This is a genomic window from Actinoplanes sp. NPDC051537 (assembly GCF_055586105.1).
In genome coordinates this window covers 69416-87879 of the sequence record NZ_JBVJIU010000014.1, presented here as the reverse complement: position 1 = coordinate 87879, position 18464 = coordinate 69416, and the positions used below count along the sequence as shown (strand labels likewise).

At 72.1% G+C, this 18464-nt stretch carries 15 protein-coding genes; 3 read left to right on the top strand and 12 right to left on the bottom strand.

Going from position 1 to position 18464, the window contains the following annotated elements; genetic code table 11:
• Positions 1–4: 4 nt before the first annotated feature.
• The 6 genes from ACZ6TB_RS31570 to ACZ6TB_RS31545 form a co-directional block, all read right to left on the bottom strand.
• Positions 5–403 (bottom strand): lysoplasmalogenase family protein, encoded by a 399-nt coding sequence (locus tag ACZ6TB_RS31570; RefSeq protein ID WP_465560309.1) that lies wholly within the window; start codon positions 401–403, stop codon positions 5–7.
• Positions 400–1227: a sterol desaturase family protein gene (locus tag ACZ6TB_RS31565; protein ID WP_465560306.1), complete on the bottom strand. Its 828-nt coding sequence runs from the start codon at positions 1225–1227 to the stop codon at positions 400–402. Before ACZ6TB_RS31565 ends, ACZ6TB_RS31570 begins: the two co-directional genes overlap by 4 nt.
• Complete coding sequence (locus ACZ6TB_RS31560; RefSeq protein ID WP_465560303.1) at positions 1224–1943, bottom strand: FadR/GntR family transcriptional regulator; 720 nt, start codon at positions 1941–1943, stop codon at positions 1224–1226. Before ACZ6TB_RS31560 ends, ACZ6TB_RS31565 begins: the two co-directional genes overlap by 4 nt.
• Positions 1944–2328: 385 nt before the next feature.
• A complete protein-coding gene (locus ACZ6TB_RS31555) occupies positions 2329–7797 on the bottom strand; it encodes an ATP-binding protein (RefSeq protein ID WP_465560300.1) in 5469 nt (1822 codons plus the stop codon).
• 75 nt (positions 7798–7872) lie between these two features.
• Positions 7873–8334, bottom strand: a complete 462-nt coding sequence (locus ACZ6TB_RS31550; protein WP_465560298.1) for a hypothetical protein — start codon at positions 8332–8334, stop codon at positions 7873–7875.
• A complete protein-coding gene (locus ACZ6TB_RS31545; RefSeq protein ID WP_465560296.1) occupies positions 8331–9518 on the bottom strand; it encodes a YncE family protein in 1188 nt (395 codons plus the stop codon). Before ACZ6TB_RS31545 ends, ACZ6TB_RS31550 begins: the two co-directional genes overlap by 4 nt.
• Positions 9519–9592: 74 nt before the next feature.
• Between ACZ6TB_RS31545 and ACZ6TB_RS31540 the strand changes: the two genes are divergently transcribed.
• Together ACZ6TB_RS31540 and ACZ6TB_RS31535 are read left to right on the top strand one after the other, a co-directional pair.
• Positions 9593–10168, top strand: a complete 576-nt coding sequence (locus ACZ6TB_RS31540; protein WP_465560293.1) for an RNA polymerase sigma factor — start codon at positions 9593–9595, stop codon at positions 10166–10168.
• Complete coding sequence (locus ACZ6TB_RS31535; RefSeq protein ID WP_465560290.1) at positions 10161–10922, top strand: hypothetical protein; 762 nt, start codon at positions 10161–10163, stop codon at positions 10920–10922. Before ACZ6TB_RS31540 ends, ACZ6TB_RS31535 begins: the two co-directional genes overlap by 8 nt.
• Here ACZ6TB_RS31535 and ACZ6TB_RS31530 read toward each other — a convergent pair.
• A complete protein-coding gene (locus tag ACZ6TB_RS31530; RefSeq protein ID WP_465560288.1) occupies positions 10912–11676 on the bottom strand; it encodes a CHAP domain-containing protein in 765 nt (254 codons plus the stop codon). The two genes, ACZ6TB_RS31535 and ACZ6TB_RS31530, sit on opposite strands and share 11 nt — an antisense overlap.
• Complete coding sequence (locus ACZ6TB_RS31525) at positions 11673–11807, bottom strand: hypothetical protein (protein ID WP_465560286.1); 135 nt, start codon at positions 11805–11807, stop codon at positions 11673–11675. Before ACZ6TB_RS31525 ends, ACZ6TB_RS31530 begins: the two co-directional genes overlap by 4 nt.
• Before the next feature lie 194 nt (positions 11808–12001).
• Here ACZ6TB_RS31525 and ACZ6TB_RS31520 point away from each other — a divergent pair, with 194 nt between their 5' ends.
• A complete protein-coding gene (locus tag ACZ6TB_RS31520) occupies positions 12002–15166 on the top strand; it encodes a glycoside hydrolase family 3 C-terminal domain-containing protein (protein WP_465560284.1) in 3165 nt (1054 codons plus the stop codon).
• Between the two features lie 5 nt (positions 15167–15171).
• On the opposite strand, the gene ACZ6TB_RS31515 is transcribed toward ACZ6TB_RS31520, so the two are convergent.
• Genes ACZ6TB_RS31515 through ACZ6TB_RS31500 form a run of 4 tightly spaced genes read right to left on the bottom strand, consistent with a single transcriptional unit; the run spans position 15172 to position 18332 of the window.
• Positions 15172–15609, bottom strand: coding sequence for a YidB family protein (locus ACZ6TB_RS31515; RefSeq protein WP_465560282.1), 438 nt, complete (start codon positions 15607–15609; stop codon positions 15172–15174).
• A complete protein-coding gene (locus ACZ6TB_RS31510) occupies positions 15609–15797 on the bottom strand; it encodes a hypothetical protein (RefSeq protein ID WP_465560280.1) in 189 nt (62 codons plus the stop codon). The genes ACZ6TB_RS31515 and ACZ6TB_RS31510 overlap by 1 nt, the downstream gene beginning before the upstream one ends.
• A 53-nt stretch (positions 15798–15850) precedes the next feature.
• Positions 15851–17167, bottom strand: coding sequence for an MFS transporter (locus ACZ6TB_RS31505; protein ID WP_465560277.1), 1317 nt, complete (start codon positions 17165–17167; stop codon positions 15851–15853).
• A 10-nt stretch (positions 17168–17177) separates the two neighbouring features.
• Positions 17178–18332 (bottom strand): extracellular catalytic domain type 1 short-chain-length polyhydroxyalkanoate depolymerase, encoded by a 1155-nt coding sequence (locus ACZ6TB_RS31500; protein WP_465560274.1) that lies wholly within the window; start codon positions 18330–18332, stop codon positions 17178–17180.
• Positions 18333–18464 lie beyond the last annotated feature (132 nt).

Here is an 18464-nt window from a genome sequence, read left to right as displayed (position 1 = left end):
CGCCCTACCCCCTATGCCTGCTCCACCACCCCCACCACCCCCCCCCCCCCCCCCCCCCCCGGCGCGTGAACGCCACGACCGGCCGCGCCCGGCGCGTGAACGCCATGACCGGCCGCGCCCGGCGCGTGAACGCCACGATCAAAGCGACCTGGCAGCCGAGGAAGAGCAGCATGCCGACCAGGAAGGCGCCCGGCACCAGCAGCGCGATGTCGCCCGCGGTGGCGAAGCACAGCGCCACGATCACGGCGCCGCGGGTCGATCGGCCGAGCAGGAACCAGATCAGCAACGGCGCCAGCAGAGGCTTCGCGACCCATTGCAGGGGCGTCCAGCCGGCCGCGACCGCGATCAGCTCGACCGCCGCCGCGGCCGCGAACAGGATCAGCGGCCGGCGGGATCCGGTCACGCGGCCGGCTGCCAGCCCGGGCGGCCGAACAGGTAGCCGGCCCGGTGCCGCCAGCCGTGCGCCGTCCGCACATCGCGCCAGATCGCCGCGTACTCGTGGGTGGCGACCTTGATCGGATTGAAGGTTTCGATGTTCGTGGTGAGGCCGAACTTCACGCGCTCGCCCTCGGGCTCGAAGCTGCGGAACAGGCGGTCCCAGATGATGAGGATGCCGCCGTAGTTGCGGTCCAGGTAGGGGTCGTTCGAGCCGTGGTGCACGCGGTGGTGGGACGGCGTGTTGAACAACCACTCGATCGGCCGGGGCAGGCGGTCGACGCGCTCGGTGTGCAGGAAGAACTGGTACGCGAGGCTGATCGACTGCTGCAGGAAGATCATCCACGGCGGCATGCCGAGCAGCGCCAGCGGCAGCCAGAACGGCAGCGAGGTCATCGGCGTCCAGCTCTGGCGCAGCGCGGTCGAGAGGTTGAAGAACTGGCTCGAGTGGTGCACGACGTGCCCGGCCCAGAGCACGCGCACCTCGTGGTGCAGCCGGTGGAACCAGTAGTAGGCGAGGTCGTCGGCGAAGAACAGCAGCACCCAGACCCACCAGTCGCGCGGATCCAGGCGAATCGGGCTGAGCACGTAGAGGCCGGCGAACGCCACGGCGGTGAACAGCTTCCACGGCACGCCGATGACCTGACTCCCGAGGCCCATCGACAGGCTGGTGGCGGTGTCGCGGGCCTCGTACCCCCGCTCCTCGTCGTCGGGCAGGAAGCGATACGAGAACGCCTCCATGACGATCAGCAACAGGAACGCGGGCACGGCGTAGAGGACGGCGGGGATCATGAATCTCCTCCGGGGGCGACGGGAGCGGGCGGGACGGCGGTGACGAGCACGGCGAGCAGGTCACGGGCGGCGCGTTCGGCGCCGGGGGCGTCACCGGCGGCGATCAGGGCGGCGAGGTCGCGGTGGGCGGCGACATCGAGCAATTCGGCCGTACGCCGGGGAGCCGGCACACTGCCGACAGCGAGGGCGCCCGCCGTGAGGCTGTTGTAGGCCAGCAGGTACGCCACGTTGCCCGAGCCCTCGATGATCCGGCGCCACAGATCGCGGTCGGCGGCGCCCATCCGCTCGAGGTCCGGGGCCGCGGCCGCGTAGCCCTCGGCGGCGGCGACCACGGCATCGCGCCCCGGCCGGTCGGCCCGCAGCGCACAGAGGCGTGCGGCATCGGCCCCGATGCAGGCGCGCATCTCCAGCATGTCGCGAACCAGAGTGGTCACCGGCAGCACGTCACCGCCGGCCATGGCCAGATCGAGCCCCGCCGTGGCCCGCCAGTCGAGCACCCGGGTGGCGCCGCCCTGGCTGACCCGCACCAGCCCGAGCTGCTGAAGCCGCCGCAGCGCCTCGCGAACCGCATGCCGGTTGACCTCGAAGGCGCCGGCCAGGTCGCGCTCGCTGGGCAGGGGATCGCCGGCCGGGTATTGCCCGCTGACGATGGCGTCGCGAAGCCGCCCGAACACCTGATCCGAGACGGACTGCCGAGACAAGGGCTCGAAGGTCATGCCCGGCAGTGTGCCCCGGCCCACATCAACCCGTCAACTGGTTGGACCAGTGGGCTCGGGGTCGCACGCCGTTCGGCATCCTAGGAACCTAGGCCGAGTTCCTCAGCGGGACGCTCGGCTCTGCGGCGCGGAAAGCGCAGGGCGGACAGGGCGCGCGGTGCGCAAGCGAGCAAGGCGCGCGTATAGGTGAGCAGAGCAAGGCGCGCGTATAGGTGAGCAGAGCAAGGCGCGCGTATAGGTGAGCAGAGCAAGGCGCGCGTATAGGTGAGCAGAGCAAAGCGCACGTATAGGTGAGCAGAGCAAGGCGCGCGTATAGGTGAGCAGAGCAAAGCGCACGGAATGCGGGCGCCAGAGGGGGCGCCCAGCCAAGGGCGCCCCCAACGGGCTACTGCTTGCGGCCCGCTCCGAAGTCGATCGCCTCGATGATGCGGGGCCGCAGCTCCGCGGCCTTGATGACGGCGTCGACCGAGCCCATCTCCACCGCCCGCTGCACGCTGTGGACGCGGTCGAACTCGGCGGCCACCTCGCCCAGCTTTTCGGTTCGCACCGAGGTTCGCAGCTCGTCCAGCTCGGCCGCCAGCTCCCCCCGCTCGGCGCCGGTCGCGGCGGCCACGCGGGACTGCAGCTCCTTCACCCGCGGGTCGGCGGCGGTGCGGGCGTTGACGTCGGCGGTGAAGACCACGGCCGCGGCGGGAGCGCCGCCCAGCACCGAGGCGAAGGAGCCCTCGACGGCCAGGACCGTCATGTTCGGGTTCAGGCGCTTCGAGAAGACCACGAACGCGCCGCCGTGGTAGCGGGAGATCACGCAGAAGACGATCGGGCCGCGGAAGTTGACCACCGCACGGCCGATTTCCGCGCCGTACTCGAGCTGCAACTTTCGCATCGACTCCGGGGAACCGTCGAAGCCGGAGAGGTTCGCCAGGACCACCAGCGGGCGGTTGCCGCTGGCCGCGTTGATCGCCCGGGCCGCCTTCTTCGACGAGCGCGGGAACAGGGTGCCCGCCGTGTACGTGTCGGGGCCGTCGGTGGGCGGGAAGCCGCGCCGGGTCACCGACTTGGACTCGATGCCGAGCAGGCAGACCGGGATGCCGCCGAGGTGTACGTCCTGCACCACGGCGGTCTCGGCGTCGGCCATGCCGGCCCAGCGCTCCAGCACCGGGTGATCCTGGTCGGACAGGGCGCGCATCACCGTACGGATGTCGAAGGGCTTCTTGCGATCCGGATTGGCCGTCGCCGAGAAGATCTCCCCCACCGTGGTGAAGTCGCTCCCGGCGAAATCATGGGGAAAGTTCGAAATGTCCCGGTCGACCGGGTCCGCGGAAACAGCCCGGCGCGGCGCGGTCTCCCCCGGCGCGATGTACGTGTGGTCGTAGTGCGCCATGAGAACATCGCGCGCTCCGGTCAACGACGGCGCCCAATACTGCGCCTGCCCGTTCGGGCCCATCACCCGGTCGTACCCGCCGATGCCGAAGTTGTCCTCGGCCGAGACGCCGCCGGAGAAGTCGAGCGCCTGCTTACCGGTCAGGACCATGGCCGAGTCGGGGGTCATGACCAGGATGCCCTTGGTGTGCATGAGCATCGTGGCCTCGGCGTTCCAGTACGGCTGAGCGCCGACGTTGATGCCCGCGACCACGATGTTGATCTCGCCGCCGTCCTGGGTGAACTCGACGATCCGCTTGAGCGCCTCGGCGACCCAGTCCATGTTCTCGGTGCCGGACTCCATCGAGATCCGGGCGCCGGACGACAGCGCGTACCACTCCAGCGGCACCCGCATCTCGGCGGCGAGGTCGAGCGCGGCGATCACCCGGCGGCACTCGGGCTCCGACAGAGCACCCAGCGACTTGGTCGGGTCGCCGAGCAGCACGACCCGGGCGATGCCCTCGGGGTACCGCTCGGTCTTCGTCGTCACCACCCCGGCGACCATGGCCGCGGTGTTGCGTCCCTTGGGCCGGTCGACCGGCACCAATTGCCCCGAGTCAGCGAGGTCATACTCGGCAAATTCACCGAGCAGACCGGTCAGCTCGTACGGGTAGACGGCGCCCCGCCGCGAGGCCCGGAGCACCTTCTGCCGGTAGCCGTCGAGCGGCTCGATCGGCTCGTCCGACGGCGCCCCGATGATCAGCTCGGCGCCGCCGGTCACGTCGAACGCGATCCGCACCGCGACCTTGGTGAGCCGGCCGGTCGCGACGTCGCGCTGGCGGGCGATGAACAGGATCTCCTCGAGCCCGGCGCCGGTCACGGTCGGCGCGACCCGGCGGGCGATCATCTCCATCTCCTCGCGGGTGATGGAGACCGGCGGCCACACGTAGATGACGATGCGGTTGGTGCTGAACCGCTTGTCCGAGGGCCGCACCGACTCGTTGCGGCGGATCGAGTCGAGGCAGGTGGCGATCGTGTCCTCGGTCGTCGGCAGCGACACCAGCCGGCCGTCGTGCTCGCGCAACTCGGTCAGGTCGCGGACCTGGGCGAACGCGACGAGCCGGTCGTCGCCCGGGTTGTCCCGCGCGACGCAGCGGAACAGGTAGATCTCCTCGTCCGACGAGGGCAGCCGGGTGAGGTCGAACTTGCGCAGCCGCTCGAGCTGCATGCGCTGCGCGATGTGCGGGTGCAGGCCGCGGATCAGCCGCTCCTCGGTCATCCCGGTCGACGACGGGCGGAACGTGAAGTGGTGGTGCACGACGGCGCCGCTGCGGCCGGCGACGGCCAGCGTGAGCCGCTGCACCTGGCCGGGCAGCGGGTGGGCGCTGACCACCTCGTGCAGGGCGGCGGCCATCGCGTCGGAGGTGCCCGGCTGCCCCTCCCAGGAGAGGTAGATGTCGGCGTCGATCGCGGCGTCGCCGACGGCCAGCTCGGCCAGGCCGTCGAGGGCGGCCCCGAGCCGGGCGAACTTGACCGCGGCCGAGACGACCCGGGAGCCGGAGCGCTCGGCCACCACGAACGAGCAGCCGGCGGCCTCGGTGGTGCGTACGCCGGTGATGCCCTTGTTGCCGTAGTAGCGGCGGGTCAGCACCTCGAGCATGACCGCGTTGTCGAGGTTGGCGCGGACCAGGCGCTGGCCGAGCAGGCGCATCAGCGGCTCGGTGCTGCGGACCATCTCGGCGATGCGCTCGGCGCGGTCCGGCGCGTCCGGCTGCTCGTCGAGGTGGCGCAGGTGGGCGCGGATGCCGGCGTAGACGTGGGCTCGGTTGCGGCGCAGCAGCGGCTGGCCGAACCAGGAGAAGACGACGCCGCGGGCCAGGTCGGCGATCGCCGGGAAGCGGACCTGGGTGGCCGCGATCAGCCGCTCGAGCGCGAGACCGGCCGCCTCGTGCAGGGTCTCGTCCGGCGGCGGCTCGCCGAGCCAGGCCCGCAGCAGCGCCGCGACGGCGGTGGCGTCGGCGGCGGCCCGCTGCTGGGCCAGGAAGATGCGGAACACCGCGGCCTCGAGCTCGGGCGTGCGCTCGAGCTCGGTGACGCCGTAGTGGGCCAGGGCCTTGGCCAGCCGGGCCTGGAACCGCTCGGGCAGCCCGGCCCGCTCGACGTCGAGGCTCTGCAGGTAGGCGTGGAAGTACTCGCGCGGGCTGTGCACCCGGGTGTCGCTGCCGCCGTCCTCGCCGCCGGGCCGGTTGCGGCTCAGCTCGGCCAGGTCGGCGAAGACCTCGAGCAGCTGGATCTCGCCGGCCAGCGGGCGCTGGCCGGCCTCGGCCGCCGCCGTCCGGGCGGCGAGGTAGTCGTTGAGCACCCGGCGCTCGTCGTGCGGGTCGGCGTCGAAGCCGAGCACCAGGCTGCGCAGGTCTTCCTGGCCGCGGGCGGCGCGGGCCGCCGGCGGCAGCCCGCTGGGCTCGGCCGGCAGGTCGATCTCGACGTGCTCGGCGTCGGCCTCGGCCTCGGCCTCGTCGCCGCCGAGCGGCTCGAGCCGCAGCAGGGCCGCGCCGGCGTCGACCTTGGCGCCGACCGCGACCAGGCTCTCCTTGAGCCGGGCCCGGAACGGCGCGCGGAGCACGGCCTCCATCTTCATGGCCTCGAGCACGAGCACGGGCGCGCCCGACTCGACCTCGTCGCCGACCGCCAGCGGGGTGGCGACGACCAGCGCCGGCATCGGCGAGCGCAGGACGCCGCCCTCGTCGCGGGTGATCCGGTGGCTGACGCCGTCGATCTCGACCAGGTGGATGGCGCCGTGCGCGCCGGTGAGCAGCCGGTGCCGCTCGCCGTTCACCACGATCCAGCCGGTGTGCTCGTCGAAGCGCTGCAGCTCGACGTCGGCGGCCCGGAGCTCGCCGCCGGCCTCGACGCTGACCCGGAACCGGTGGGCGCCGACCTGGGCGACCCGCACCCGGTAGCTCGCGCCGCGCAGCTTGAGGTCGAGCGGGCGGCCGCTCTCGTGGCGCACCTGCGGGCGGCCGCCGAAGGCCGTCGACAGCAGCCGCTCCTCCTCGAGGCGCTCGTCGTCCTCGTACGCCTCGATGGCGGCGGCGGCCAGCGCGACCGCGGAGTGCCGGTGCGAGACCAGGCGGCCCTCGGCCCGGACCCGGTCGATCCAGCCGGTGTCGGCGCTGGCGTCGATGACCTCGGGCTGGGCCAGCAGGTCGAGGACGAAGCTCTTGTTGGTGGCGCCGCCCTCGATGATCACGGTGGTCTCGGCCATCGCCCGGCGGAGGCGGCCGAGCGCCTCGTCCCGGTCCCGGCCGTACGCGATGATCTTCGCGATCATCGAGTCGAAGTCGCCGGGGATGGTGTCGCCCTCGCCGACGCCGGTGTCGACCCGGATGCCGGGGCCGGCCGGGAAGACGAGCCGGGCGATGCGGCCGGGCGAGGGCGCGAAGTCGCGGTCGGGGTCCTCGGCGTTGAGCCGGGCCTCGATGGCGTGACCGCGCTCGGCCGGCGGCGCTCCCTCGAGCCGGCCGCCCGAGGCGACATGGAGCTGGGCGCGTACGAGATCGAAGCCCGTGGTCGACTCGGTGATCGGGTGCTCGACCTGCAACCGGGTGTTGACCTCGAGGAACGCAAGCAGGTCGTCGCCCGGGTGGTAGAGGAACTCGACGGTGGCGGCGCCGCGGTAGCCGACCGCGACGGCGAGCCGCTCGGCCGAGGCCTTGAGGTCGGCCGCCCGCTCGGGGCTGAGCACCGGCGACGCCGACTCCTCGATGACCTTCTGGTTGCGCCGCTGCACCGAGCAGTCGCGCACGCCGAGCGCCCACGCCGTGCCCTGGCCGTCGGCGATGACCTGCACCTCGACGTGCCGGGCGCCGGTGACCAGGCGCTCGAGGAAGACGATGCCGCTGCCGAAGGCGCGCGCGGCCTCCTGGCTGGTGCGCTCGTACGCGTCGGCGAGCTGCTCGGGGTCGCGGACCACCCGGATGCCCCGGCCGCCACCGCCGGCGGTCGCCTTGAGCATCAGCGGGTAGCCGATCCGCTCGGCCGCGGCGAGCGCCGCCTCCAGCGTCTCGACCGGGCCCCGGCTCCACGGCGCGATCGGGACGCCGACCTCCTCGGCGATCAGCTTGGAGCCGATCTTGTCGCCGAGCTTGCGCATCGCCTCGGGGCTCGGCCCGATGAAGGTGACCCCGATGCGCTCGCACAGCTCGGCGAAGGCCGGGTCCTCGGCGACGAAGCCCCAGCCGACCCACGCCGCGTCGGCGCCGGAGTCGAGCAGCGCGCGCTCCAGCGTCTTGAGGTCGAGGTAGGGCCGCGAGGCGGCCGGGCCCAGGTCGTACGCGATGTCGGCCTCGCGCACGAACATGGCCGTGCGGTCGACGTCGGTGTAGAGCGCGACGGTCTCGATCGGGGTGCCCGACTCGGCGACCAGGTCGCGGACCGCGTGGATGAGCCGCATCGCGGCCTCGCCGCGGTTGACGATGGCGATTCGTTTGAACACCGGACCCGACCCTGCCTTACCTCGAGAGAACTCTGAGGGGAGGCTACAGGCCGCGGTCCGGAGGGTGGGAACTGATCATGAGTAGGTCAGATCCATCGTGTCGGTATGACCCGACCACGTCAGGGTCAGCCGCCAGCAGCCCGCCCTGGGCAGATCGACGATCGAAGGACCCGGACCGCCGTTGACGTGCGCTTCGGCCTTTTCGCCCGTTCCGTCCAGGGTCGCGGCGATCTGCAGCGGGTCGCCGTCGATCGGCAGCTTCGACACCCAGAGGATCTTGTTGGCGCGTCCCTCGGCCGGCGCCGCCCGCAACGGCGCTCCGAAGATCACCCCAAGGATGGTGCCGTCGCGCCCGAAGACGTGCGGGTTCCCGCTGCCGTCGCCGCTGAACCCGGCCCGGGCCCATTCCGGCAACGCCTCCGTGCTGACCGGGGAACCGCAGGGCTTCGGCGGGGCTTGCGCGACCGGCGCGGTGGCGGCTTTCGGCGTGGAACAACCCGCCAGCACGAGTACGAGTACCAGAGCCGCCCGTCTCATCGAACCGTCCTCACCGTGACGAGTCCATCCACCTTCGCCCGCCCCCGCACGGCTCCCGTGCCCGCGTCGAGCCATCGCACCTCGTCCTTTCCTCCGCAGTACACCCTCTCCCCCTTCACCGCCAGGCCGCGCACGGCGGCCGGCATCTCCCAGCGGGCCGTCACCGTGCCGGTGTGGTCCAGCGAGCTGATCGTCGTTCCGGCGCCGGCCAGCACCCGCGAGCCGTCCGCCGTGTAGGCCAGGCTCGCCGTCGCGTCCCGGGCCACCGGCGCCGCGACCACCCCGGCGACCGCCAGCGCCTCGGTGCCGGCCCAGGCCAGCGAGCCGGACGTGGTGTCGAGCACGGCGATCTCGCGGCCGTCGGCGCTGGCCGCGATCGCGTGCCCGGCGGCCGGGCCCTCGCCGAACGGGTGCGGCAGGTCGACGCAGTACGCCCAGCGCTGGTTCAGGTGCAGCACGTGCACGAACGCGTGGGCGTTGCCGGGCCGGCCGGAGAGCAGGTCGCGGGTGTGCCGATGGCCGGGCTGGTGGGTGTAGAGCGTGTAGAGGACCTGCCCGTCCGGGGACGGCACCTGCTGCCGGCCCTCGCCGCTCATCGTCTCCTCGGCCCCCGGCGGCACCGCCGTCTTGTCCCGGGTGAGCAGCGGGCCGACCGTCCCGCCGCCGAGGTCGAGCAGCCGCACCCGGTAGCGCTCGGGGGCCGCGGCCGGCGTCCACTCGAGCACGAACAGGCCGGCGCCGTCGCCGGTGAACGCGTCCGGCTCGACGACGCCGGGCAGGTCGTACTCCCGCTGGTGGCCGCCGAAGCTGACCAACAGCGGGGTGCGGGCGCGGGCGGCCGGCCGGGCCGTGGCCGCGGTGCGGCTGAGCGCGCAGGCCGAGCCGCCGCCGGCGATGACCCGGGGCAGCCACCCGCCCCCGAGCGTGGCGCTCCGGGTGGTCACCCCGTCCGCCGGGTCGAGACGCACCAGGTCGGACCCGGCCGTCACCGCGTACACGACCCGGCCGTCGGCGCTCGCCGCGGCATTCGCGCCGAGCTTCTTTCCACCGACGACCACCAGGCCCTCCTCGGTGTCGGCCAGCACCACGTCGGGGACCGGGACCGCGGCCGGCGAGGAAGGCCGGGAACAGGCGCCGGCCACCAAACCGCCGGCCAGCACGAGAAGATTTCGCCGAGTGGTCATGCCGGGTAGACACCGCCACCCCGGAAAAGGTTCCGGGAACCTTTTCGGCTTCCGCGGTGTCCTGAGGGTGGGAGGTGGCGAGGCTGGAGAGAACCACCGCGCTGGACGACGCGACCGCGGTCGCCCGGGCCCGGCAGGGCGACCTGGAGGCGTACGAGATCCTGGTCGCCCAGTACACCGCGCCCGCGCACCGCGCCGCCGTGCTGCTCGGCGCGGGCGCCGACGCCGACGACGTGGTGCAGGAGTCGCTGGTGAAGGCCTACCGCCAGCTGTCCCGCTACCGCGGCGAGTCGGGGTTCAAGGCGTGGCTGCTGGCGATCGTGGCGAACGAGACCCGCAACCTGCACCGGTCCCGCGGCCGCCGCGACGGGCTGGTGCTGCGGGCCGCCGCGGTCGCCGCCGACGACGTCGCGCCCGACCCGGCCGAGTCGGCGATGGCGGCCGAGCGCCGGCAGCGCCTGGTCGACCAGCTGCGGCGGCTCGACGAGCGGGATCGTGAGGTGCTGGTCTGCCGGTACCTGCTGGACCTCTCCGAGGCCGAGACGGCGGTGACGCTGGGCCTGCCGAAGGGGACGGTCAAGTCGCGGACGGCGCGGGCGCTGGCCCGATTGCGGGAGCAGCTGAGCGGAGAGGAGGGTACCGATGCCTGACCACGACGACCTGATCGCGGAGCTGCGCGCGCTCGGCGACCACCTCGACGTGCCCCAGGCCGCCGATCAGCGCGCCGCCGTGCGCGCCCGGCTCGCCGGCGTCCGGCCCGCGGGCCACGGCTGGCGGGCGATCCTCGGCCGATCGGGGCGCCGCTGGCGGATCTGGCTGATCGCGGCGCTGGTCGCCGCCGCGGCCGCGGTCGGCGGCATCGCCCCGGCCCGCGCCGCCGTGGTCGAGGCCGTCGGCGGCCTGTTGCGGGTGGCCGGCGTCGAGGTGCGCACCTCCCCCACCGCGACGACGTCGCTGCCGGCGAGCCCGAGCCCGCTGCCGTCGCTGCGCACGGCCGCGCTCGACGAGGCCCGCCAGGCCGCCCTCTTCCCGATCAAGGTGCCGGCCACGCTCGGCCCGCCCGAGCAGGTCACGCTGGCCGACCCGGACCAGGCCGGCCACCCCCGGGTGGTCGGCCTGTCGTGGCGCGGCGGCACGGTGCGGCTCGACGAGTTCGACGGCGCGCTGTCCCTGGTCTACCTGAAGCAGGCCCCCGAGGCGCAGTGGGTGCAGCTCGGCGACTTCGGCCTGTGGCTGCCCACGCCGCACCCGGTCACCTACGTGGATCGCGACGGCGTCGAGCGCACCGAGACCGCCCGCCTGTCCGGCCCGTCCCTGATCTGGCAGTCGGGCACGGTCACCTACCGGCTCGAGGGCATGACCGCCCCCGACGAGGCTCTCGCGACGGCCCGCTCTATCCGGTGACGGGCGTCGTCCAGGCGGCCTTCCACGTCTCGGGCCCGATGAAGCCGTCCAGTTCGAGGTGCTTCTCCTTCTGGAACTGCTCGGCGACCTTCTTCGTGCGGTCGGTGTAGAAGCCGTCCACCTTGCCGATGCCGCGCCATTCGCGCGCCAGCATCCGGCGCTGCCAGGTCTTCAGCCCGTCGCGGTAGGAGGCCGGGCCGCCGTGCCCGTCGACCAGATGCTTGCCGGCCGACGGCGGCCCGTAGGAGAAGCCCTTCGGCAGCGGGAACGCCGGCACCGTGGGCACGATGTGCGGGCCCCCGTCGCCGGGGTATCGCGGGTAGCCGTACCCCTCGATCCGGTAGTCCTGTTTGCCCCCGCGCCGCACCACGCGGGCGACCCTGTCGCCGGAGTTGCCCTCGATGGTGACGATGCGGCCGTCGCCGAGCACCTGCTTGACGATGCCCACGTGGTTGGCCCCCTCGTGGCCTTGTCGCATGTGGAAGAACACGATCGCGCCCCGGCGCGGCGTGGCGCCCCAGCGGGCATGGGCCCGGAACCAGTCGGCGTGACGGCGGCACGCCGCGAAGCGGCCGACCTCCTTGGACAGTCCGGCCCGGTCCGCGCACCACGACACGAACATGTCGCACCACGGCTCGTGCTCGAACTTGGGGGCGTACCAGTCGCCGTACTTGGAATAGTTGTTCTTGCCTTCGTGGTAGCCGATGTTCAGTTCGTGCTCGGCCACCTCGATGAGGCGATCCACCGGGTTCATGAGTCATCCTCCCGGTCCGGATCCATCGCGGCCGATTGATCTCCGTCTTCCGGCTGCACTCCGGTGTCGGGGCGGGGCTCGTTGATGAGTTCGGACAGTTCTTCGTCGAGGTCGACGTCGTTGTCGGTCATACGGCTCAGCATGTGCTCGCGCGCCGTCACGCACTGTCGCCGTCCCGACGCGTACGGGCAGGAAGCGCTTTCTTGTTTTGATGTTTATCTAGGTCCGGAACTGGGGTCAACACATTGACAGCCTGGAATGACGTGGCGAATGTGGTGAGAGAGCGCTTCCCCGAGCGCCGTGACTCCTCCCCCAAGGAGCATCCATGTCCACCGCTACGATCCCCCGGCGACGGCTGCTGCTCATCGGCGCCGCCGCCCTCCTCCTCATCGGAACCCTGCTGGTCGCGCCCAGCGCGCACGCCGCGCTCACGCTGCTGTCACAGGGCCGGCCGACCACCGCGTCGTCCACCGAGAACGCCGGCACCCCGGCGAGCGCGGCGACCGACGGCAACGACGGCACCCGGTGGTCCTCCGCGTTCGCCGATCCCCAGTGGCTGCAGGTCGACCTCGGCGCGTCCCAGGCGATCAGCCAGGTCACGCTGCACTGGGAGACCGCCCGCGCGGCCACCTTCAAGATTCAGGTCTCGACCGACGGCAACGCCTGGACCGATGCCACGCCGGTCACCAACGGCGCGGACGGCACCCAGACGGTGACGCTGACCGCCACCGGGCGCTACGTCCGGATGGACGGGCTGACCCGGACGACGCCGTACGGCTACTCGGTCTGGGAGTTCCAGGTCTTCGGCGGCTCGGCGCCCACCGCCTGTTCGAGCGGCAACAGCGCCCTGAACCGGCCCACCACCGCCTCCTCGGCCGAGAACGCCGGGACGCCGGCCTCGTCGGCGACCGACGGCAACGACGGCACCCGGTGGGCGTCCGCGTTCGCCGACCCGCAGTGGCTTCAGGTCGATCTCGGTTCGGCGCAGCAGATCTGCGGCGCCGACCTGCACTGGGAGACCGCGCGGGCGGCCACCTTCAAGCTCCAGGTGTCGACCGACGGCGCCGGCTGGACGGACGCGACGCCCACTTTGAACGGCGCCGACGGCACCCAGACGGTGACGCTGAACGCCACCGGGCGCTACCTCCGGATGTACGGCATCACGCGGGCCACCCAGTACGGCTACTCGCTCTGGGAACTCGCCGTGCACACCGCCGGCGGGCCGGCCACGACCCCGCCGACCGGGGGAACCGGCTGTCCCTGGGTGGGCTCGACGGCGCCGGTCGCCGACCGGGTCGCGCAGGTGCTCGCCCGGATGACGATCGACCAGAAGGTGCAGATCCTGCACGGCAACAACAACGCGTCGCCGTACATCGGCAACGTCACCGGCATCCCGGCGCTGTGCATCCCGAACCTGGGCCTGCAGGACGGGCCGGCCGGCGTGGGTGACGGGCTCGACGGGGTCACCCAGATGCCGTCCGGGACGGCCACGGCGGCCACCTTCGACCCCGACTACGCGCAGGCGTACGGGTCGGCGATCGGCGCCGAGTTCGCCGGGAAGGGCGCGAACGTGGCGCTCGGCCCGACCGTGAACATCGTGCGGGACCCGCGGTGGGGCCGGGCCTTCGAGACGTACGGCGAGGACCCGTACCTCTCCGGGCAGATGGCCGCCGCCGACGTGCGCGGCCTGCAGAGTCAGGGCGTGATGGCGTCGGTGAAGCACGCCGCCGTCTACAACATCGAGCACCCGGACGGCACGGTGATCGTCGACGAGCGGACGCTCCAGGAGATCTACCTGCCGGCCTTCCAGACCGCGATCCGCGAGGGCGCCCCGGCCTCGGTGATGTGCGCGTACAGCGTGGTCAACTCGGTGCCGGCCTGCCAGAACGCGTCGCTGCTCAACGCCGGGCTCTACCAGCAGGCGGCCTTCGGCGGGTTCGTCGAGTCGGACTGGGGCGGCACCCATTCCACGGTGGAGTCGGCCAACGCCGGCCTGACGATGGAGATGCCGAACGGATACTTCTTCGCCGACTTCCTCAAGCAGGCGGTGGCGGCCGGTACGGTCACCAGCCAGACCCTGGACACGATGGTTTCCCGGGTGCTGACCCAGATGTTCGCGTTCGGCCTGTTCGACAAGGCGCCGAGCGGCTCGCTCGGGGCGACCGTGACCACGCCCGCGCACGTGCAGGTCGCGCTGCGCGGCGCGCAGGAGGGCACGGTCCTGCTCAAGAACACCGGCATCCTCCCGCTGACGACGAGCGGGCTGACCTCGATCGCGGTGATCGGGGTGGACGGCGGGGCCGGCACGCAGACCATCGGCGGCGGCTCGGCGACCGTGCGCAGCGGGGCGACCGTGTGGCCGCTCACCGGCATCCAGAACCGGGTGGCGGGCACCGGCATCACGGTCGCGTACGACGAGGGCAGCAACCAGGCCTCGGCGGTGGCGCTGGCCCAGCGCAGCAGCGTGGCGGTGGTCTTCGCGAGCGACAACTACGGCAACGAGGAACACGACTCCACGGTGATCAGCATGCCGAACAACCAGGATGCGCTGATCTCGGCGGTGGTGGCGGCCAATCCCCGTACGGTCGTGGTGCTCAACAACAACGCCGGAATCGCGATGCCCTGGCTCTCCTCGGTGCCCGCCGTGTTCGAGGGTTTCTACGACGGCCAGCAATGGGGAACCGCGATCGCCGGCCTGCTCTTCGGCGACGTCAACCCGTCCGGAAAGCTGCCGATGACGTTCCCGACGTCGCTCTCGGCGGTGCCGGCGTCCACGACCGCGCAATGGCCGGGCGTGGGCGGTCAGGTCCAGTACAGCGAGGGACTGAACGTCGGCTACCGGTGGTACGACGCCCGCAACGTGACGCCGATGTTCCCGTTCGGCTTCGGGCTGTCCTACACGTCGTTCGCCTTCAGCAATTTGCAGGTGGGCGCCTTCGCGAACGGCGTCGCGACCGTGACGGCGACCGTGCGCAACTCGGGTTCCCGGGCCGGCACCGAGGTGGCCCAGCTTTACGTCGGCAACCCGGCCGCCGACGGCGAGCCGCCGCATCAGCTCAAGGGCTTCCAGCGCATCACGCTGGCGGCGGGCGCTTCCGGGACGGTGTCATTCCCGGTGCGTACGCGCGACCTGGCCCACTGGGACACCGGTTCGCATTCCTGGCGCACCACCGCCGGCGCGTACCAGATCCTGGTCGGCGATTCGAGCCGGAGCCTGCCGCTGACCGCGACCCTCACGGCGCCGGCCTCGCTCGCGGGCGCCCCGGCCGCGGTGGCCGGCCCGCACGGCATGAGCTCGCCGGCCGGCAAGGCCGTGAACTGGTCGCTGGCGAGCGGCCACACGTACGCGGCGACCGGGCTGCCGGCCGGCATCGCCCTGTCGGCGACCGGCACGATCAGCGGCGCGGCCACCACCCGCGGCACGTCGACGGTCCGGGTCACCGTCGACGGCGTCCCCGACAGCATGACCTTCGTCTGGACGGTGGTCTGACCGGCTCAGTGCACGCGGTCGCCGAAGGCGCCGGTCTCGCGGTCGTCCTCGGCCTTGGCCGCTACCAGCTCGGTGGCGAGGGCGGTCGCGTCGATCACGCGGCCGCCCGGGGTGACCGCGTCGACCAGGTCGGGCAGCACCGACGCCAGCTGCCAGGCCACGGCCGACGCGCTGCCGGTGCCGGTGAAGACGGCCAGGTCGTCGAGGGCGCCGTCGCCGATGGTGAGGCGGACCTGCTCGACGGTCATCGGCTCGTTGTGCTGGTCGTCGTCGAGCCAGCTCCGGTACTGGGCCGGGGTCGCGGTGGTGGCCAGCCGCAGCACGACGGACCGCAGCCGGGGCGCGCCCGGGGTGGCGGACCCGCCCACGTGGGAAAGGCCGAAGAGCAGGTCGCGGATCTCGGGGTCGTCGAGCAGCGTGGAGAGCTTGGCGATGTCGGTCATCAGAATTCGCCTCCCAGGGCGTCGAACAGGCGATCGGGGGTCAGGCCGGCCTTGTAGAGCGCGGCGGTGTCGGCCGGGTTCGACAGGTCGATCCGGTCCGGCAGCTGCGGCTCCACCGACGCGGCGTGGTCCGGCCCGTAGGCGCGACGGACGACATTGAGCGCGTGGGTCTTGGTGATGACGGCCATGCCGATAAGACCGGGCGGGACCGGGAAATGTGACACGGTCCCGCCCGGCATTCCTACACCCGGTCGTGCCGCAGCGAGGATCGGGCGGTCTCGCGGGCGGCCAGCACGGCGGCGACGGTCAGCAGCGACGCGATGCCCATGTAGATGGCGACCGCCGTGAGGTTCGGGTCGTCGGTGTCGCCCAGGAGCTTGATCGCGATGATCGGTGCGGGCGCGCCGGCCAGGATCGACGCCAGCTGGTAGCCGACCGAGGCGCCGGTGTAGCGGACCGACGTGCCGAACAGCTCGGCGAAGAAGGCGGCCTGCGGGGCGTACATCAGGGCATGCAGGAGAAGGCCGACCACGACGGCCAGGGTGATCGGGCCGGCCGAGCGGGTGCCCACCAGCTTGAGGAACGGGTAGATCCAGAGCGCCACGCCGATCGCGCCGGCCAGGTAGAGGGGACGGCGGCCGACCCGGTCGGAGAGGGCGCCGATCAGCGGGATGGCGATGAACTGGATGGCCGAGCCGATCACCAGGGCGGTCAGGATCGTGCCCTTGTCGGCCTTCGTCCCGGCGTACGTGGTCAGGAAGGTGATCGAGATGACGGTGAACAGGTAGTAGGCGATGTTCTCGGCCAGCCGCATGCCCATCGCCAGCACGATCTCCCGGGGATAGCGCTTGATCACCTCGAGCAGCGGCCGATGCTCGCCGCTCATCGAGGCCCGGGCCTCGCGGAACAGCGGGGACTCCTCGACCGACAGGCGCACCCACAGGCCGACCAGCACGAGGACGGCGCTGAGCAGGAACGGGACGCGCCAGCCCCACGAGTTGAAGGCGTCGTCCGGCTGCACCAGGGCGAGCACCCACAGGACGGCGGTGGCGAGCAGGTTGCCGAGCGCGACGCCGGCCTGGGGCCACGACGTCCAGAAGCCGCGCCGGGCGTCGTCGCCGTGCTCGGCCGCCATCAGCACGGCGCCACCCCACTCGCCGCCGACCGCGAAGCCCTGCACCAGGCGACAGAGCAGGAGCAGCATCGGCGCGGCGACACCGATCGCCGCGTACGTGGGCAGGAGGCCGATGGCGATCGTCGCGAGACCCATCGTCAGAAGGGAGACCACCAGCATCTTCTTGCGGCCGACGCGGTCGCCGAAATGGCCGAAGACCACGCCGCCGAGGGGCCGGGCGACGAAGCCGAGCGCGTACGTGCCGAAGGCCAGCAGCGTGCCGGTGACCGGATCTTCCTTGGGGAAGAACTGGGAGCCGAAGACGAGCGCGGCGGCCGAGCCGTAGAGGAAGAAGTCGTACCACTCGACGGCGGTTCCGACGAGCGAGGCGAAGACGACCTTGACGATGCCGTTCCGCCGGGTCGCTTCCAGAAGTGTTGCCATGTCCATCCCTTCAGCACTGACCGTCGGCCAGGACGTAATAGTTGGTGCCGGTCTGCCGCAGCGTGTGGGTCACGGCCACGTTCCAGAGGCCCATCGCCTGGTTCGAGCCATTGGCGTACGTGTATCCGCCGCTCTGGTGGGCCCGCCCGGCGACCGTCTGCGCGTAGTTGCTCGCCGTGAAGCAGGGCTGATTGGTCGGCGGCGTGGTCGGCGGGGTTGTCGTCGGCGGCGTGGTTCCTGTCACCAGGCCCCAGAACTGGGCCAGGTAATACGAACTGCAGATCGAGGCGATGTAGTACGTGCCGGTGCTGCCGCATTGGCTTTCGTCGCTACCGGGGTCGACGGGCGTGCCGTGGGCGATGCCCTGAACCCGATATAGCTCGACTTTTCCGGCATATGACTCGCGAGTGGTGTCTTTTAACGTCGACGTCGCGGTCGGGGTCTGCGCGACGCCGAGCACATTGGTGAATTGGTCACGCAGCTCGGTCGCGTTGGCCGGCACCACGGTCGTGTCCGACGTGCCGTACCAGATGGCCACCTTCGGCCGGGCCCCCGCGTAGCCGGGATAGGCCGCGCGCACGAGGTCGCCCCACTGGGCCGGGGTCTTGGTCTGGGCCTGGTACTGGCAGACGGTCCCGCAGTTGTACGGCAGGCCCGCCACCACGCCGCCGCCGGCGAAGACGTCCGGATAGGTCGCGAGCATCACCGCCGTCATCGCGCCCCCGGCCGACAGACCGGTCACGAACACGCGGCTCGGGTCCGAGCCGTAGTGGGCGACCGCGTAGTCGACCATCTGCTTGATCGACAGGGCTTCGCCGCCGCCGCGGGCGATGTCGCCGGCCTGGAACCAGTTGAAGCAGGACAGCGAGTTGTTCGACGAGGTCTGCTCGGGGAAGACCAGGGCGGCCTGGTAGAGGTCGGCGTACTTGGGCCAGCCGGCGTGGCCGTAGTAGTCGGAGGCGCTCTGCGTGCAGCCGTGCAGGGCCACCACGAGGGGCCGCCCGGACGGCAGCCCCGAGGGCACGTAGGAGAACATCCGCAGCGCGCCGGGATTGCTCCCGAAGCCGGTCACCTGGGTGAGCGTGGCGGCGGCGCGGGCGGGGGTCACCAGCGCGGCCGCGGCCAGCAGGGCCGCGACCAGAGAGATCCACATCCGTCGCTTCATGTCGGCGAACGTAAGCCGCGTCACACTCCCGTTCCCATGGACGGCCGAGCCACATTGCGGGCCGCGGGTGTGTCGGTGAGCTACGCCCCGCCCCCAATCTCGACCGCGACGCCCGCACTCGGCTCGGCCCGG

Excerpts from the sequence above, each read along its gene's own strand:
- ACZ6TB_RS31525 (WP_465560286.1), bottom strand. The coding sequence starts at position 11,807 with ATGACCGACAACGACGTCGACCTCGACGAAGAACTGTCCGAACTCATC.
- ACZ6TB_RS31565 (WP_465560306.1), bottom strand. The coding sequence starts at position 1,227 with ATGATCCCCGCCGTCCTCTACGCCGTGCCCGCGTTCCTGTTGCTGATC.
- ACZ6TB_RS31560 (WP_465560303.1), bottom strand. The coding sequence starts at position 1,943 with ATGACCTTCGAGCCCTTGTCTCGGCAGTCCGTCTCGGATCAGGTGTTC.
- ACZ6TB_RS31515 (WP_465560282.1), bottom strand. The coding sequence starts at position 15,609 with ATGACCGACATCGCCAAGCTCTCCACGCTGCTCGACGACCCCGAGATC.
- ACZ6TB_RS31505 (WP_465560277.1), bottom strand. The coding sequence starts at position 17,167 with ATGGCAACACTTCTGGAAGCGACCCGGCGGAACGGCATCGTCAAGGTC.
- ACZ6TB_RS31510 (WP_465560280.1), bottom strand. The coding sequence starts at position 15,797 with ATGGCCGTCATCACCAAGACCCACGCGCTCAATGTCGTCCGTCGCGCC.
- ACZ6TB_RS31500 (WP_465560274.1), bottom strand. The coding sequence starts at position 18,332 with ATGAAGCGACGGATGTGGATCTCTCTGGTCGCGGCCCTGCTGGCCGCG.
- ACZ6TB_RS31520 (WP_465560284.1), top strand. The coding sequence starts at position 12,002 with ATGTCCACCGCTACGATCCCCCGGCGACGGCTGCTGCTCATCGGCGCC.
- ACZ6TB_RS31535 (WP_465560290.1), top strand. The coding sequence starts at position 10,161 with ATGCCTGACCACGACGACCTGATCGCGGAGCTGCGCGCGCTCGGCGAC.
- ACZ6TB_RS31550 (WP_465560298.1), bottom strand. The coding sequence starts at position 8,334 with ATGAGACGGGCGGCTCTGGTACTCGTACTCGTGCTGGCGGGTTGTTCC.
- ACZ6TB_RS31530 (WP_465560288.1), bottom strand. The coding sequence starts at position 11,676 with ATGAACCCGGTGGATCGCCTCATCGAGGTGGCCGAGCACGAACTGAAC.
- ACZ6TB_RS31545 (WP_465560296.1), bottom strand. The coding sequence starts at position 9,518 with ATGACCACTCGGCGAAATCTTCTCGTGCTGGCCGGCGGTTTGGTGGCC.